This window comes from Vibrio tubiashii (assembly GCF_028551255.1).
GTDB lineage: Bacteria > Pseudomonadota > Gammaproteobacteria > Enterobacterales > Vibrionaceae > Vibrio > Vibrio tubiashii_B.
The window spans coordinates 735201-752303 of record NZ_CP117030.1 but is presented as its reverse complement, the minus strand read 5'-3'; the positions used below and the strand labels follow the sequence as shown (position 1 = coordinate 752303).

The window sequence follows — 17103 nt, the reverse complement described above, 5'->3', positions numbered from 1 at the left end:
GAATTATCAGGGAAACAACCTTATTTGTTTCAACCTGTTACAACATCTAACTTAGTGTGAGATTCGACACTGTTTGCCAGATCCTTTCCCGATTTCCATGTATAGACTAACTCTGGAACTTGATTTCCACACGGCGCATTCCACAAGCGCTCGATCTGGCAGTCGCCGCCAAGGTGTTCGTAGAAGTCTACAGCTTGTTTGTTGTCTTTCATTACTTCAAGGTATACACCGTTATCAGGAAAGTATTGTGCGATCCACTTCGCCATTTCTGAAAGCAGTTTGACACCTAACCCGCGTCCTCTATATGAAGGGTCTACATGCAATGCATCAATAATGGTGCCTTTCTCAAAGTCGTGGTTACCGAATGCACAAATAAACCCGCATAGTAAACCGCCTTCTTCAATAAGAAGAACATGTTGGTTGAAGGGAGGATTGATAAGGCGCGTTTGCCAAATAGCCATTCTTTCATCGAGAACTTCGTTCTCAAGAAAGTCTTTGCCCAAAATACCTTGGTAGAACAGCTTCCAGCTCTGAGCATGCAGAGTAGCAATGCGCTCATAGTCGCTATATTCAGCTACTTTTAATTCCATTTATAGTTCCTTATTACTTCCTGTAAGGATTGCTTACCTCTTCATACTATAAAACATTTAACTAAAAGCCAAACATTCTGAAACTAGTTACGCAAGAAATTGAATAATTATCTAGCCAAACCAACGATTACAAACTTAGTTACATATTCGATGCACTAAAGGCGTGAGTTAGACATCAAACTCCTTAATTCCGTTTGACTTACACTTGTACGCTGATATTCTAGCGCACAACTGTTAGCTGAAAGGAAATCACCATGTCGGGCTCTAGCAAACCACCTCTGATTTGGTTAAATGTATTTATCTTCTTATCCTCTTTTATCGTCGCTGTTGCTGTCGTGCCTTGGTATGGCATAACCTCGGGTTACGGCGTCGAGCACCTCGTTTGGTTTTTAGTCGCGTTCTCTTTCTGTAACCTTTCAATCACGGCGGGTTATCATCGCCTTTGGTCCCACAAAACCTATGAAGCTCACTGGTCTTTGCGCTTCCTTTTCGCTTTAGGTGGCGCATTTGCACTCCAAAACAGTGCGCTGCATTGGAGCTCAGATCACCGCATTCACCACAAGCATGTCGATAACAACGACAAAGACCCATATTCAGCGAAACGCGGATTTTGGTTTTCCCACATTGGTTGGATGTTGCGAGAGTACAATGCCAATACTTTTGAGAACTACAGCAACTGCCGTGATTTACAGAAAGACAAAATTGTTATGTGGCAACACAAGTATTACGTACCTTTAGCCATTGCGACTAACTTTGGTATCCCTATCGCGCTTGGATTATTACACGGTGATGTCCTAGGTATGCTTCTGATTGTTGGCGTTTTGAGGTTAGTGCTTAGCCATCATTCGACGTTTTTCATTAACTCTTTGGCGCACATCTGGGGAAGCCAGCCATACACAGACAAGAATACCGCTCGTGATAACGCTGTGCTTGCTGTGTTTACATTCGGCGAGGGTTACCACAACTACCACCATATCTTTGAGAACGACTACCGCAATGGCATCTACTGGTGGCAGTACGATCCTACCAAATGGTTGATCAAATCTTGCTCTTGGTTCGGTCTAACGAAGAAGCTTCGCGTTACGCCTAAGCTAATCATTGAAAAAGCCAAAGCTAAACAATCCCTAAGCACCGCATCGCGAAACATTAATAAACTGCCTAACGCTGCACTGCTTAACGAAGCGTTGAATAAAGAGTTTGAAGCCCTGATGGGTAAGATGTCTGATTACTACGATGTGAAGAAGCAGGTGCTAGAGGCAAAGAAAAATGACCTTGCCCAGAAGTATGAGAAATCGCTACTTAAGCTTCGCTACCAGCAAATGAAGCAAGAGCTTGCCACCCAAAGAAAGAGTTGGGAAAGCATGGTTGCCCAATACGCTTAATATAAAAAACGGAAGCCTCGGCTTCCGTTTTTTATCCCAGTTCTGTTTACTTAATGAAGTCATTTACTATTTTATCTATCTCACCACTTTGCTTCATTTCAGATAGTATCTTGTGATATTCAGCTTTGAAGCTTTCTTTAAAAGGATAACCAGAGCCGTTAGTAACAATGCCTAAGAAACCCTGCTCTGAACTAATGGTTGCGCCTTCAATCACGCTTTGACCATCATACTTGCCTTCATTTTGTAATTTCTTAAGCTCCCACTGTATGGATAAAGCATCATTCATATAGCAATCGATGCGCCCAGCGATTAACTTCAATAGATTCTTAGGCGTCCCTTTGGTTTCAGTTACTTTAATCTGCCCTGCTTTCACTGCTGACCAAAATTCATCGCCACCAGCAGAAAAGCCCGCGTTATTACCGATAGTTAAGCCCATATAATCACCAGGCCAATTTGGCCTAGCAGTGCTTAATACTGACTTTTGGCATACAACAACCAGTTTCTCATCCAAGATTGGTACATCGTATTCCATATAAGGTCTTTGCTCGGGACGTTTATAGGGTGGGTAAAGCGCGAATATTTTACTACCTTCAATTTGAGATAAACCTCGCTTCCAAGGAGTCCCTTTCAAGGTAATGTTATAGTCAGGCATTTTGGCAAAAATGTTTTCTAGAATGACGGTATAAATCCCGGTAAGCCTGCCGCTTTCAACGTAGGAATAAGGTGGGTATGTGTCGTCGCCGTAAACCGTAATATCGGTTTTCGCGACGGCAACACCAGAGAGTAAAAGCGTAGATAATAGTGTCAAAAGTAATCTCATCATAGCCCCCAATGAATCTATGGATAAACCTTTGTGCTATCGCTAAGTAATAGTCTATACGGGGGTTAAGTCAAGATATCGAAACCAAGTACAGTGACAGTCATTGAGTAAAGTAGCACTTTAGTTTATTGATAACTAAGAGATCTTTATTGTGGAATTGCTTTGCAGTATTTTACTTAAGTGCTTCCGGCTTTACCCGACCAAAAGTCTAAACTCGATACAATCGATCGACTTGCCATGCAGCTCCGCATAATCTTGAACGACTTTCACTGGTTGAAACCCATTATTAGTCAGCACTTTCTGCGATGCAGGGTTTTCTAGTGCAGCGTAAGCAAAAACCTTCTTTATCCCTTTTTGTTCGACTAATTTCGTCACTTCGGAAACAGCCCACTTAGCCACACCTTGGTTAGTTGACGCTTTACCAACTCGATAACCCAAATGAGCACTGCGACGCACTGAGTCGAGATTGGTCAGATTGATTCTGCCGATGATTTGGTTATCAAGGCTCTTAATAAGCAGCGGGATCATTTCATTGCATTGATAGTCGAGTAAGAACTCACGGATATGTTGCTGCACACCTTGTATCGAGTAGAAACCCTCTTCGCGTGGCGGGATAAACTCTTCAAACCAAGCTTTGTTGTCTAGTTCAAACTCCAGCAAGGCTTCAGCATCTTTTAATGTAATGAGTGCCAATTTCACTAACGAGTTCCTTGTCATTATTCCTTGATAAAAGAGCTCTGTTGTTATCAACCAGAGCCCTCTTAATTATGCTATTTTCTTTTACCACGATTGGCGTGAATCTTAAGCTTCGCCTTCATTTTGCGCTTGTCTAAGTTACGACCTCTACGACGTGGCGATTTGTCTGGTTCGACTTCTTCGATCAAGCTCGGCTCAAAGCCTTGTAGCCATTCTTGAGGCAGTTTGCTGTCGAGTAAGCGTTCAATTGCTTCGAGTAGGTACTCTTCATCACGGCTCATTAACGATACCGCGAATCCTTCTTTTCCAGCGCGACCAGTTCGACCTATACGGTGAACGTAGTCTTCCGCTTTGTATGGCATATCGAAGTTAACCACCTGCTCAAGCTGCTGAATATCAAGACCACGAGCAGCTACGTCGGTGGCAATAAGTGCTCGAACTTGGCCTGACTTGAAGTCATCCAGTGCTTTCTGACGTGCTCCTTGGCTTTTATCACCATTAATCGAAGCCGCTTTGATACCATCAAGTTTAAGCTCTTTCGCCAGTGCATCGCTCCCTTGCTTGGTTTTAGTAAACACCAGTACTTGTTGCCAATTTCTTGAGCCAATTAAGTACGCCAACAGTTCCGCTTTGCGTTTTTTATCAACCGGATACACCATCTGCTTTACTGTCTCGGCAGTACTATTGGAAGGGGTTACTTGAACTTCTACCGGCTCATTGAGCATTTTATAAGCGATAGTTTTGATTCGTTTATCAAAGGTTGCAGAAAAGAACAGCGTTTGACGATCATCATTACAGCGCTTAAGGATGCGTTTGATATCTGGCATAAAGCCCATATCCAACATTCGGTCTGCTTCATCCAGTACCAAGTATTGCGTTTTGAACAAGTTGATGTTTTTGCAGAACATATGATCGAGCAGACGCCCGGGTGTAGCAATCAGAATATCGCAACCCTCGCTCAGGTTACGAGTCTGTACGTTCATGCTTGTGCCACCGTAGGCAGTAACGATTTTTATTGTCGTCTCTTGCGCATATTGAACTAGGTTATCGTACACCTGTTGAGCTAACTCACGGGTAGGGACAAGGACCAAAGCGAGAACATCGTTGCTTTGCGGATCGCGCTTCACATCGGACGCAAGTAGCTTATGCAATATTGGCAAGCCAAAGGCCGCAGTTTTACCCGTTCCGGTCTGAGCACCAGCAAGGACATCTGCTCCCTCAAGAACATGTGGAATAGCCTGAGCCTGTACTTCGGTTGGTTGGCTAAAACCGAGTTTGTCAGTGGTTTGGGTAAGTGTTGAGCAAAGCCCTAGTGCTTCAAATTGTGTCGACATGCGCGTAGCCTTTAATTGCAAGGCGGATGATTCTATCAAAAACTTTTGCTCGCAGTTAGTACATCAGGGTAGAAGGTGGAGAATGTCTCAACCAAGTGGTCATAATTTCGCTCAATATGGGGAAAACAGTCACTCAACCGTGACATTCTCGGGGATCGAGCAGACATTCGTTGCAAAGCATATTCAATATTGTCTAGATGTTGATAAGACTCCAACCAGCGTCCTTGCCACATCGCAGTGGAGACAAGTAAAAACCGTTCTGGCAGTTCATTGTGGCTGTCGAGAGACACTCGATGCTCTGCTTGTTGGCAAAATTCATTCAGTGAGTTTGAGTGGAACTGACTCCACTGGTTCGCTAAGCAGTGGTCCCAAAACATATCCAAAGCGATACCGGAAAAACGCCTTACTCCATTGGGAAATAAGCCTTTTACTTCGAGAACTTGCTCATGATGGTCTGTGAATGAATCGACATATCGGTGCAGGCGCACGCCTTGAGAAACATAGTTAGGGAACTGAGACTCAGGATTACCTTTTACAAAATCACCCAGCAAGTTGCCGAGTAAATTCGAGTCGCAATGATCTGCAATATGTAAATGGGCGAGATAGTTCAATCGAATAGCCTTGCAATAACGTCTACCTCTTCAATAAAAGCACAAAGCCAGCGCGAATGCACTGGCTCTTTCTGTCGGCTACATTAATAGCAATATCATCGTTGAAGAATTGTTATTTGAAGATTTCTTCTGCGAGTTCTTCAATTGACTGCTCATAGTCTGAGAGCTCAAAGCCAATTTCCATCGCATCTAATAGCTCAAGGCATTCTTCATTTACTGATTGGTCACTCATTCTGACCTCCTTAATAAAAACACTTCTTAAGACCCATAAACAAGTCTCTACTTGAATATGTGGTTCTATTGTTCCTTTTTAAACCACTTATATGACAGTTTTTTGAAAGGGAAAAGTAAATTGTGGCCACGATTTGAAACCAATCCCAAGTAAACGATTACGTCGTGGGCAAATCTCATTCTGTACATAATTATTTACAGTAATGGTAGATTAACTGTACAAAAAGCTTGATTACGTTTGAATTATTTTACACAATCACACTTATGGTAGTTATAAACACCATATTTTGAATATTTATTAGCCTATATAGCTACAAAAGCACATTAAAACGTAAAGATTATTATACAATGACAAAATCAAAGGTATTGGGTAGTACTTTGATCATTGCAGGCACCACCATTGGTGCAGGCATGCTGGCACTGCCACTCGCATCCGCAGGAATCGGTTTCTCTACATCTCTAATGATCATGATCGCATTGTGGGCCCTAATGGCTTACACCGCGCTGTTAATGATTGAAGTCCATCAGCATGCTGAACAAGATGCGACCTTGCATACGTTAGCCAAGCAGTTTCTTGGCACCAAAGGCAAGTGGGTCGCGAGTTTTGCCATGATGTTCTTATTCTATGCCCTGTGTGCTGCGTACATTGCTGGCGGCGGTGCTCAATTTGCTGACCGTATTGCCAGTTTCACCAACATAGAAGTTTCGAACACGACATCTACTTTAATTTTCACCCTAATCGTCGCGTCTGTTGTGACTATTGGCACCGCTACGGTAGATAAAGTGAACAGAGTGCTGTTTTTAGTCAAGATTGTCGCCATGGCAATGGTGCTCACCTTCTTAGCACCAAACGTCACAGAGTCTTACCTTTTGAGCATGCCAGTAGAACAAGGATTGGTAATCGCAGCCATCCCTGTGATCTTTACTTCATTTGGATTCCACGGCAGCATTCCTGCCATTGTGAATTACCTTGATGGTCATACCCCTTCACTACGTAAAGCGATTTTGGTCGGTTCTGCTATCCCTCTAATTATTTATGTGTTTTGGCAAGTGGTAACGCTTGGCGTTGTTAACCAATCTACGTTGCTTGAAAACCAAGGTCTAAGCGCATTAATTTCAACGCTTGCAACAACAGTGCACGCTTCTAACCTAGGCCAAACTATTGGTATTTTCGCCGACTTAGCCCTACTTACCTCTTTCTTGGGTGTTAGTTTAGGCTTGTTTGAATTCTTAGGTGATACCCTGAAGAAGCAAGGAAAAGGCAACTCACGCGCACTGGTTGGTATGATTACTTTCCTTCCTCCAATGGGATTTGCACTCTTCTACCCGCAAGGCTTTATTATGGCGCTTGGTTATGCAGCTATTGCACTTGTCGTTCTCGCAATCTTTTTACCAATATTGATGGTTAAAAAGGCGCGCGCTCAATCTGATTCTGAGCACTATCAGGTGCTTGGTGGTAATCTAGGTCTCGCGGTTGGAAGTACTGTGGGCGTCCTGATCATCGGCGCACAGATTCTTATCACAGCAGGTTTCCTACCCGCTTTAGGATAACCCTTGTTAGTACAACCAAGAAATCTCACAAAGACGCCTTTATTGGCGTCTTTTTTTGATCCCTTTTCAGCGAATATGGATAAAACTTATATCTATTTGGTAATTTTTTGCCGTCTAACCCGTTCTTATTAATCGATAACGAAAACAATCGATGAGGTTGATATGAAAGTGAAGTTTAAGTTTGTCCTATCCGCTCTCGCAGCCGTAGCTGCCCTTGCCTCTTTTGTAGGCACCGCAGAAAGTGACATGCCCAAAACCACAACTTCAAAAGGATACGAAGTTGCCACACTAGCAGGAGGCTGTTTTTGGTGTACAGAGTCAGACCTAGAAAAGTTTAATGGCGTAATAGACGTTGTTTCTGGGTATTCAGGTGGCGATTTACAAAACCCAACCTATAAGCAAGTATCGTCAGGAAAGTCCGGCCATATTGAAGTCATAGAAGTAAAGTATGATCCAAAAGCGGTTAGTTATGAACAGATTCTTGACCAGTTCTTCCGCCATATCGATCCTACGGACAATAAAGGTTCATTTGTCGACCGCGGGCGTCACTATCGACCTGCGATCTTTTATCATAACGATGAACAAAAAATGATCGCTGAGCAGTTTATGGCAGAGATCGATGCATTAGGTATCTTCAAGAAACCATTAAAAACGGAACTGATTAAATTCGAAAAGTTCTGGCCGGCTGAGAATTACCACCAAGACTATTACAAACGCAATAAAGTTCGTTACAACTACTATCGATATGCTTCGGGTCGTGACCAGTATCTTGATGAAATCTTTGGTGATGATCGCGAAGAAAATCCAGTGACATTACGTCAATTGATTGATGAGAAAAATGCTGTCGCCAACATCAAAGCGTACAATAAGCCTTCAGATAAGCAGATCAAGGCGAAGCTGACCGATTTACAGTACTATGTCACTCAGAAAGAAGGGACAGAGCGTGCCTTCAACAATGAATATTGGGATAACAAAGAGGCGGGTATTTACGTTGATATCGTTTCTGGCGAGCCACTATTCTCCTCGACGGATAAATATAAGTCAGGTACAGGTTGGCCGAGTTTTACCAAGCCGATTAATGAGGGTTACATTGTCACTAAAACAGACTATCACCTTCTTTATCCAAGAACTGAAGTCAGAAGCCGCTTTGCTGATTCACACTTGGGTCATGTATTTAAAGACGGCCCTGCGCCAACAGGCCTGCGCTATTGTATGAACTCTGCGGCGATGAAGTTCATCCCTGTTTCTGAGTTAGAAAAAGAAGGCTACGCAGAGTACCTATACTTATTCGACAGTTAATCCATCCAAACGTCGACCAAGGAGCCAATTCCCATCCGGATTGGCTCTTTTCTTATCTAGTCTGACATCAAAGTTATTTATTATTTTTTCTATTTTTATGCAATTTATTTGCTCAATACCCTTTCTCCTATTTGTGAAGACAAGGAGAATCACAATGAGTTTAAATATCAAAGCAGTTACATTAGGAGTGCTCGCGGCTACCTTTGGCGTTACCAATGCTCATGCAAACGCTAACGAGCAGTACTATGATTTTGGTTTTGTCGGCGCGAGCGGCACTTTCGGCCAATCTGTATTTACTGACGGTGATAAGGGGCAAGCCTCAGCAGAACCGAACCTGTTTTATAACGGCAAATATGGCTTTATTGATGGCAGCTTAGTTAACGTTTCCGTTTTGCCGTATCTTGGTATTTCAGGTCAATGGCGATTTTCAGAAGTATCCAACGATTTTGATGACCTACCTAGTGGCATTCAAGATCGCGATGGCAATGGTGAACTGGGTGTGACAATCGGTACGGTGGGTGCGCGATTAACCTTTCTTCATGATGTCACAAGTGAGCACAAAGGCTATGAAGTTCAACTTCACCTAGGTCGCACGTTAGATTTGCCTTTCGACAACTTTACTCTCACCCCATATGTTGAGGTCGACTACCGTGACAAAAAACTCTCACAGCACCTTTATAACGTTAGCCCTCTCGAAGCGAGTCAGTCCCGATTCAGTGCATTTGAAGCTAAGCAATCTTGGGTTTATCAAGCGGGTTTGATTGGTATCTATACCCTTACACCAGATTGGCTTGGCTTAGCTAAGCTTGAGCTACAACATCACGACTCAAATAGCCCGCTCGTGCAGCGCGACTTAGGTTGGGTAGCAAGTCTTGGTGTGGTCTATAAGTTTACTGATTAACGACTAACAAATCTTACTGAATAAAAAATAAAACCCCAGTGGCTTTTCGCCTACTGGGGTTTTAACTATTGCGGCTTTTATTTCATAACTCGGGCTTTAAAGTTACGACCTTTCATTTTACCGGTCTGAAGCTGTTTAAGGGCAGCTTTAACAATGTCATGTTCAACGGCGACATAAGAGACCATTGGCAAAATGTTGATCTTACCGATCTTCTTACCATCGAGCCCCGCTTGCTTAGTCAGTGCGCCTAAGATGTCCCCTGCGCGTACTTTCTGCTTTTTGCCACCCAAGATTTGTATGGTTTGCATCTTAGGATAAAAAGGACGCTCAACTGGTTTTTCAGGCAGTTGTGAAGGCGTAATAGCAATATCCATGTACTCATCGATACGAGCCACACGATACTCTTCTTTCTCACTATAGAAACTAAATGCCACCCCTTTTGAACCTGCGCGACCTGTACGGCCAATACGGTGAACATGCACCTCAGGGTCACGAGATAGCTCAAAGTTAAATACGGCATCAAGGTTGTCAACGTCCAAGCCACGCGCCGCAACGTCTGTTGCAACCAGAATTGAAATACTTTTGTTGGCAAACATAGTTAACGCTTGTTCACGCTCACGTTGCTCCATATCACCATGCAACTCAACCACGCTAAAGCCTCGATGGCTTAGCTCATCAGTCACGTTTTGTACTTCTTTCTTGGTATTACAGAACACCACTGAAGATTCAGGCTTATGAGTCAGCAACAATGTTTCCAGCGCATCATCGCGTACTTCAGTTGTATCTAGCTTGTAGAAACGCTGCTCAATAGTGCTCTTTTGATGCGTCGATTCCACTTTCACCATTTCTGGTTTAACCATCACCTTGGCAGAAAGTGATTCAATATTGTCAGGGAACGTCGCACTAAATAGCAGTGTTTGGCGCTTAGTCGGTGCCACTTCAATGATGGTATCGATCGCTTCTTCAAAACCCATCTCAAGCATTCGGTCAGCTTCATCAAGCACGAGCGTATTGAGTTCATCAAGACTAATACGCCCTTTTGACATATGGTCTAGAATACGACCTGGCGTGCCCACCAAAATATGTGCGCCATGCTCCAACGAGCCAATCTGAGGCCCCATTGGCATTCCACCACATAGTGTAAGAACTTTAATGTTATGAATACCACGCGCTAGGGTACGAATCTCTTTTGCCACTTGATCGGCAAGCTCACGAGTTGGACAAAGAACCAAGGTCTGAACTCGGAAGCGTTGCACGTTTAGGTTGCTCAATAAGCCTAATGAAAACGTCGCTGTCTTACCTGAACCAGTTTTCCCCTGACCAATCACATCTTTGCCCGCCAATACCATTGGTAGAGCCTGCTGTTGAATAGGCGTCATTTGGGTGTAGCCCAAGCTATCGAGTGTTTCTAGCAGTTCGCTACGAAGACCAAGCGTCTTAAATGAAGTCGTCACAATATTAACCTTAGTGGTTTATCGAAAGTGTCTTACTCTCGATTTAAAAAGTAAAAACCGCCTCAATAGAAGCGGTTTTGAATAAGTCGATAACCTAATCGCTGCCCTATCGAATCCCGTGAAGGAACTCGTGTCTTGTTGCCGGATTAGATTTAAAAATGCCGCCTAAAGCAGTCGTGGTTGTTTCGCTAGTTGCGTCCATAACGCCACGCGACTTAACACAGTAATGCGTTGCATCGATTGTTACCGCCACATCATCCGATTCTAGTAGCGTTTGTAGAGCAACCAAAATCTGCTGCGTCATACGTTCTTGAACTTGTGGACGCTGCGCGAAAAAGCGAACAATGCGATTAATTTTCGAAAGACCGATGATCTTACCACGAGGTATGTAAGCTACCGCTGCTCGCCCATCAATCGTTACAAGGTGATGCTCACAAGTACTTGTCACGGTAATATCTTTGACGCGAACCATTTCGCTCACGTCCATTTTGTTTTCGATCACCGTGATTTTAGGGAAGTTTGAATAGTCTAAACCAGAGAAGATTTCATCCACATACATCTTCGCAATACGGTGCGGTGTTTCTTCTAGACTGTCATCGGTAAGGTCAAGCTCTAGTAGAGAGAGAATTTCACGCATATGGTGCTGAATTTTCTCTTTTTTCTCTTCTCGATTGAACTGATTAGGAGCCATTGGCGTCTCTAATCCTCGACGTTCTAGCGCATCTTTTACCAACTTTGCGGATTCGCTAAGACCTGACATACCACTTCCTCTTATTTACCCCTTTAGGATGGCTGACAAGGATACTCGGATTTTTGAATAATTACACCCATATTTTATCGGAGGTCATTATTGCACAAGGCTTTCTGTGGTAGAGTGACCTGATTAGCTAACAATAATAAAAGAGTAGGATTATTTATGGGATGCTGTGACGCACCTGGCTTGATGCCAATCGAAGAAGCGATGGATAAAATGCTATCGCCAATCAAACCTATCCAAACGACCTTGCAACTCCCACTTGCTGAAGCTATTGGTTTTGTCTTAGCAGAAGACATTCTTTCTCCTATTTTTGTCCCTCCTTTTGATAATTCGGCGATGGATGGCTACGCGCTTCGCCTAGCGGACCTTGCAGCAAACAATGTAATGCCTTTGGCTGGAAAGTCTTTTGCAGGACAACCGTTTGATGGTGAATGGCCACAAGGAACATGTATTCGCATTATGACCGGAGCAAAGATTCCAGACGGTTGTGATGCAGTGATTATGCAAGAGAACACCGAAGTACTCGAACAAGGGATCCAGTTCAATCAGAGCGACGTAAAACCACAAAACAACATCCGACCTATGGGTGACGACATCAAGCAAGATGACGTTGTTCTTAACAAAGGTGCTCGTCTCACCTCTCGTGATATCCCTATGATTGCTACTTTGGGCATCAGCCATGTAACCGTTGTACGTAAACCGCGCGTTGCCTTTTTCTCGACAGGTGATGAGCTAAAACCACTCGGTGAACCATTAGCTGAAGGTCAGATCTACGACAGTAACCGCTACGGTATTAAGCCACTGATTGAAAACTTTGGTTGTGAAGCCATTGATCTTGGAATTATTCCTGATTGTCCTGAGACCCTTAAAGCGACGTTTGAAAAAGCTCAAACACTCGCGGATGTGGTGGTGACTTCGGGCGGCGTTAGCGTCGGTGAAGCCGATTACACTAAAGACATTCTTGAAGAGCTTGGGCAAATCGGTTTTTGGAAACTAGCAATTAAACCGGGTAAACCTTTTGCCTTTGGTAAACTCTCTACTGCTTGGTTCTGCGGTTTGCCTGGTAACCCTGTATCAGCCGTATTGACGATGTATGTGCTAGTACAACCACTACTGGCTAAATTAGCTGGACATACAGAGTGGGCAGCGCCTGAGTCTATTCCTGCGACGACACGCAGCGCATTTAAAAAAGCACCTGGTCGTACAGACTATCAACGTGGCATCTACTCAATCGAAGATGGCAAATTTGTTGTCGAAACCACAGGCAACCAAAGTTCAGGCGCATTCCGTTCCATGAGCTTAGCTAACTGCTTTGTCGTTCTTGAGCGTGAGCGTGGCCGTGTTGAAGTCGGTGAGACAGTCAACATTCAGCTATTCAACCCGACCCTATACTAGAGGTGACGTTTGGAGATCTTATCTGATCAAGAAATGCTGCGATACAACCGTCAAATCATTCTTAAGCAGTTTGACTTTGACGGTCAAGAAGCATTGAAACAAGCCTCTGTGTTGATATTGGGAGCTGGTGGCTTGGGCTGCGCCTCTAGTCAATACTTGGCAGCTGCGGGTATCGGAAAACTCACCTTGATTGATGATGATGTGGTTGAGCTTTCAAACCTTCAACGACAAGTATTGCATCACGATGCTGATATCGGGACTAAGAAGGTTTTATCTGCGTCTAATTCGCTCAAACAGCTAAACCCACACCTTGAAGTTGAAACGATCGATAAAAGGCTAACTGATGAAGCGCTTTCCGCACTGATAGCAAATCACAGCTTAGTACTCGACGCCTCAGATAATGTTGAAACCAGAAATCAACTTAATAAGCTTTGCTATGCTCTAAAAACACCTTTAGTTTCTGGTGCTGCGATTCGAATGGAAGGTCAAGTCAGTGTCTTTACCTACCAAGAAGACAGCCAGCCTTGCTATCAATGTTTAAGTGCTTTGTTTGGTAGCGCAGCCCTAAGTTGTGTTGAAGCCGGGGTGATGTCTCCCGTCGTTGGTATCATTGGCGCGGTGCAAGCTATGGAAGCGATCAAGGTGATTGCCAATTATGGAACGCCAAAGCAAGGCAAAATCCTTATGCTTGATGCAATGAGCATGTCTTGGCGTGAAATGAACTTAATGAAAATGCCAAATTGCCCTGTTTGTGGTTAACTTTTCTAAGCAGTAAGGAACAAAGATTTGTTGATGAATAATCCCAAAATTTTCCTTGCTGCTTTATTTACCCTAACAATCGTTCTTGCTTTACTCCTCTTCCTTCTACCGTCAGAGCAAAAACCTTCAATTAAAGGCGTTGTTGTTTCTCAGACAGTCACTCAATCTTTGGATGGTCAACGTCGATATCTAAATGTTCAGTTAGACACAGGCAACACCGTTCTCGTTACCGCCCCAGCCGCTTCAACGTGTCCCGAAGGCTCTATTATTGTCTTGCAGGAAGAGCCAAATAAATTCAGAAAATCGAGCAGCTATCGTTTTTCTTCTTGCTCTTCTAATTAGATGCAAGGTTGCACGCAGATTAGATTAATATCAAATAACGTATAAGCTTACTTAAACACCATTAGGTCATTTCGCACACTATATGGGCAGGGACGCTTATGTTGAATCTTACAATCGCCAATAAAATACGCCTTGGTTTTGCCATCTGTCTGCTTTTTTTCCTCGTCGCTATACTCTACAGCTACAAGGGAATGGTTAAGGCGGCATATAACTTTGAGCATTATGGAGAACTCTCGACCGAAACTGCTTTAGCTGGAGAAATCCAAGCCAACTTTCTCAAAGTCCGTCTAAGTGCCCTCCAATACGCCAATACACTGTCTCAGCAGCAGCTCTCTATTTACGAAAGTCGTCTCTCTAAATTACGCAAAATGGTCTCTGATGATTTAAACGCCACTACTGACCCACTGCGCACAAAGCATCTAGAAACCGTGTTCAAAGAGGTCAACCTGTTTGACGAATCATTTCAAATCGTTAAGCAATCAACTGAAGCCGTAGAACATAAAGTTTATGTTGAAATGGTCGAATTGGAGAAGAAGGCCATTTACGATCTTGAGCAAATGATTGAGGCAGCACACGATGCGTCCAATGCAGATATTGAATACTACTCGTCTTTGATTATGGAGAAATTCTTGCTCGCCAATATTGCAGTATTAAATTATCTGCACAATGAGAAAGCGGAAGTGGCGGCTGAAGTGAGAAACTATTTTGGTTCCGAATTGCCCGCACTTGAAGATAAGTTTCGCAACTACATCACCACAAGTAGAGATACAGAGTTGCTAAATGAATTTCTTGAACAACGTATAGCTTACGCTAAAGGGTTTGAAGAAGTTGTTAAACTTCGAGAAACACAACATATAGCCGAAAAAGAAATGTTGGCGCTCGGGCTCGATATCTCCAAAGAACTTGAGCTGATAAAATTAGAATCTGTCGAAGAGCAACACGTGCTTTCTAACGATCTGTTGGAGGCAAAAAATGACACCATTGAAATTATCATCTCTCTCGCGATCCTTGCGTTCATTGTAGGGATAGTCACTGCTCTTGCTATCACCCGCTCAATCCGTAACGGGATAGACAAAGTCAAGCAAATCTCGTCTCAGCTCGCAGAAGGTGATCTTTCTAATGATGTCGAGATTAAAGGCAAAGACGAAATAGCTGAACTACTCAAAAATATGCGCACCACAATTCTTTCGTTGCGCGATATTGTCGGAAAGGTAAACGACTCTTGTATTAAAGTCGGACAGATGTCAGAAGAGCTTTCAGCGATAACCCACACCACCAATCAATCATCTAATCAGCTGAGCCATGAAATGGAACAGATTTCGTCTTCTGTTCAGCAACTTTCAACCAGCACTACTGAGATTTCGCAAAGTGCCTCAGACGCTGCCTCATTTACTCAATCAGCGACAACCAACGTTAACAACAGCCTTAATGAAGTAGAAAGCACACTAGAAGCAATAGAAAACGCCGAGAAAGCGATGAAAGTGGGTTCCGCTCAAGTCAGCGAGCTGTACGATGAGTCGATGAATATCGGTAGTATTTTGGAAGTAATACAAGGCGTAGCAGAACAAACCAACCTACTTGCCCTCAATGCAGCAATCGAGGCAGCGCGCGCAGGTGATCAAGGTCGAGGCTTCGCGGTGGTCGCTGATGAAGTACGTTCGTTAGCGAAAAGAACCCAAGAAGCAACAGGTCAGATAGATTCAATGATTCATTCACTGCAATCTGGTGCCGACTCTGCAAGGCAATCCATTGATTCAAGTCACGATACAGTCACCAAAGCAGCGATACAGGCTAAGTCGGCATCTGAGAACATTTCCGCAATACACAGCACTATTGATGAGCTCGGGGACACTAACACGCAAATCGCAGCCGCTGTGGAAGAACAGTGTATGGTGACGACGACGGTTAGCGAGAATATTACCGAAACCTACAATATCACGCGGGAAAACAGCGAGACGGTCAAACATGTCGCTGACTCTGCACACGAGCTCGCTGAAGTCGCACAGTATCTCGATTTACAGATGAAGCGATTCAAAATTGCTTAACAAACACATTGCTTCTAAGTGCCGCGCGGTTGCTTGTCAGCGGGTGGTCGTGTAGCTTTATCCTTATGTCTTTCAAAAACATAAGGATAGCCAATGTCACCGCTGCTCACCGCTAATGATCTCAATAAGTTAATGGACGACGACAATCTAGTTATTCTAGATGCCAGCATTGATTTTCAGATCCCGGGCGAAGTAGAAAAAGACAAAACCAACCTCATTCCAGACAGCCTAAGATTCGATTACGACCAAGAGTTTTGCGATCCAAACGCTTCCTTACCTCATATGATGCCAAGTGAAGAGCGGTTTAATCGCTTGGCGCAGGCTCTGGGGATCAACAACGACTCCATCATTGTTGTTTACGACAACAGTGGCACTTTCGCTTCACCAAGAGCATGGTGGATGTTCCGCGCAATGGGTCATCAGCAAGTTTATATACTTGATGGCGGTTTAACAGAATGGAAATCTCAAGGTCTTGCAACCACAAAGGCATACCGCGAACTAGAGTCCAAGGGGGATTTCTCCGGTCAGCTCGATCCAAACTACTTTGTTGATGCTAACTACGTACTGGAGCAAATTGACAATAGCCACAGCCTAACGGTCGATGCGCGCTCAAGAGCCCGTTTTAATAGCGAAGTCGCCGAGCCAAGAGCGGGCATTCGAAGCGGTCATATTCCCAACTCTGTCTGTCAGCCATTTGCAGAACTCATGAATGGGCACAAGCTTAAGCCTGTGGAAGAGTTGCAGTCAATCCTAACAAGCTCACTGTCGCAGCAAGCTAGCCAAACGCTATTTAGCTGTGGCTCTGGGGTGACAGCATGTATCGTTCTATTGGCCGCTCATCTGTGCGGTTATCAGAACCTAACAGTGTATGACGGTTCATGGACTGAATGGGGAGCTGATCCATCCCTACCGATTAGCAGTAAATAAGTTTGGCAA

General features: G+C 43.9%; 16 protein-coding genes. 9 read left to right on the top strand and 7 right to left on the bottom strand.

Annotated elements, in window-relative coordinates:
- Positions 1–29 precede the first annotated feature (29 nt).
- Positions 30–590 carry a GNAT family N-acetyltransferase gene (locus LYZ37_RS18740; RefSeq protein ID WP_272788319.1) on the bottom strand — a complete coding sequence of 187 codons (561 nt, stop codon included), beginning with the start codon at positions 588–590 and terminating at the stop codon, positions 30–32.
- Positions 591–844: 254 nt separating this feature from the next.
- On the opposite strand from LYZ37_RS18740, the gene LYZ37_RS18735 reads away from it, so the two are divergent.
- Positions 845–1972, top strand: a complete 1128-nt coding sequence (locus LYZ37_RS18735; protein ID WP_272788318.1) for an acyl-CoA desaturase — start codon at positions 845–847, stop codon at positions 1970–1972.
- A 46-nt stretch (positions 1973–2018) separates the two neighbouring features.
- Here LYZ37_RS18735 and LYZ37_RS18730 read toward each other — a convergent pair whose 3' ends face one another.
- The 4 genes from LYZ37_RS18730 to LYZ37_RS18715 form a co-directional block, all read right to left on the bottom strand.
- Positions 2019–2792, bottom strand: a complete 774-nt coding sequence (locus tag LYZ37_RS18730; protein WP_272788317.1) for a substrate-binding periplasmic protein — start codon at positions 2790–2792, stop codon at positions 2019–2021.
- A 192-nt stretch (positions 2793–2984) separates the two neighbouring features.
- A complete protein-coding gene (locus LYZ37_RS18725; RefSeq protein ID WP_004746827.1) occupies positions 2985–3491 on the bottom strand; it encodes a GNAT family N-acetyltransferase in 507 nt (168 codons plus the stop codon).
- 71 nt (positions 3492–3562) lie between these two features.
- Complete coding sequence (locus LYZ37_RS18720; protein ID WP_272788316.1) at positions 3563–4822, bottom strand: DEAD/DEAH box helicase; 1260 nt, start codon at positions 4820–4822, stop codon at positions 3563–3565.
- 35 nt (positions 4823–4857) lie between these two features.
- Positions 4858–5433, bottom strand: coding sequence for an acyl carrier protein phosphodiesterase (locus LYZ37_RS18715; protein WP_272788315.1), 576 nt, complete (start codon positions 5431–5433; stop codon positions 4858–4860).
- Positions 5434–6012: 579 nt separating this feature from the next.
- On the opposite strand from LYZ37_RS18715, the gene LYZ37_RS18710 reads away from it, so the two are divergent.
- The 3 genes from LYZ37_RS18710 (at position 6013) to LYZ37_RS18700 (ending at position 9415) form a co-directional block, all read left to right on the top strand.
- Positions 6013–7215, top strand: a complete 1203-nt coding sequence (locus LYZ37_RS18710) for an aromatic amino acid transport family protein (RefSeq protein ID WP_272788314.1) — start codon at positions 6013–6015, stop codon at positions 7213–7215.
- Between the two features lie 162 nt (positions 7216–7377).
- The gene (gene msrB / locus LYZ37_RS18705) at positions 7378–8514 is read left to right on the top strand and encodes a peptide-methionine (R)-S-oxide reductase MsrB (protein WP_171325175.1); all 1137 of its coding nucleotides are present in this window, start codon (positions 7378–7380) and stop codon (positions 8512–8514) included.
- A 154-nt stretch (positions 8515–8668) separates the two neighbouring features.
- The gene (locus tag LYZ37_RS18700; RefSeq protein WP_272788313.1) at positions 8669–9415 is read left to right on the top strand and encodes a MipA/OmpV family protein; all 747 of its coding nucleotides are present in this window, start codon (positions 8669–8671) and stop codon (positions 9413–9415) included.
- A gap of 77 nt (positions 9416–9492) precedes the next feature.
- On the opposite strand, the gene dbpA is transcribed toward LYZ37_RS18700, so the two are convergent.
- Both dbpA and folE read right to left on the bottom strand, forming a co-directional pair.
- Complete coding sequence (gene dbpA / locus LYZ37_RS18695) at positions 9493–10869, bottom strand: ATP-dependent RNA helicase DbpA (RefSeq protein ID WP_420794639.1); 1377 nt, start codon at positions 10867–10869, stop codon at positions 9493–9495.
- 106 nt (positions 10870–10975) lie between these two features.
- Positions 10976–11629, bottom strand: a complete 654-nt coding sequence (folE, locus tag LYZ37_RS18690; RefSeq protein WP_004746842.1) for a GTP cyclohydrolase I FolE — start codon at positions 11627–11629, stop codon at positions 10976–10978.
- Positions 11630–11785: 156 nt separating this feature from the next.
- Between folE and moeA the strand changes: the two genes are divergently transcribed.
- From moeA to LYZ37_RS18665, 5 genes are all read left to right on the top strand, one after another.
- Positions 11786–13021 carry a molybdopterin molybdotransferase MoeA gene (gene moeA / locus LYZ37_RS18685; RefSeq protein WP_272788312.1) on the top strand — a complete coding sequence of 412 codons (1236 nt, stop codon included), beginning with the start codon at positions 11786–11788 and terminating at the stop codon, positions 13019–13021.
- 9 nt (positions 13022–13030) lie between these two features.
- Positions 13031–13780 carry a molybdopterin-synthase adenylyltransferase MoeB gene (gene moeB, locus LYZ37_RS18680; protein ID WP_272788311.1) on the top strand — a complete coding sequence of 250 codons (750 nt, stop codon included), beginning with the start codon at positions 13031–13033 and terminating at the stop codon, positions 13778–13780.
- A gap of 33 nt (positions 13781–13813) precedes the next feature.
- Entirely contained in the window at positions 13814–14122 is a 309-nt protein-coding gene (locus LYZ37_RS18675; RefSeq protein WP_272788310.1) for a hypothetical protein, read from the top strand.
- A gap of 98 nt (positions 14123–14220) precedes the next feature.
- Positions 14221–16167: a methyl-accepting chemotaxis protein gene (locus LYZ37_RS18670; RefSeq protein ID WP_272788309.1), complete on the top strand. Its 1947-nt coding sequence runs from the start codon at positions 14221–14223 to the stop codon at positions 16165–16167.
- A 93-nt stretch (positions 16168–16260) separates the two neighbouring features.
- Entirely contained in the window at positions 16261–17094 is an 834-nt protein-coding gene (locus LYZ37_RS18665; protein WP_272788308.1) for a sulfurtransferase, read from the top strand.
- Positions 17095–17103: the final 9 nt, after the last annotated feature.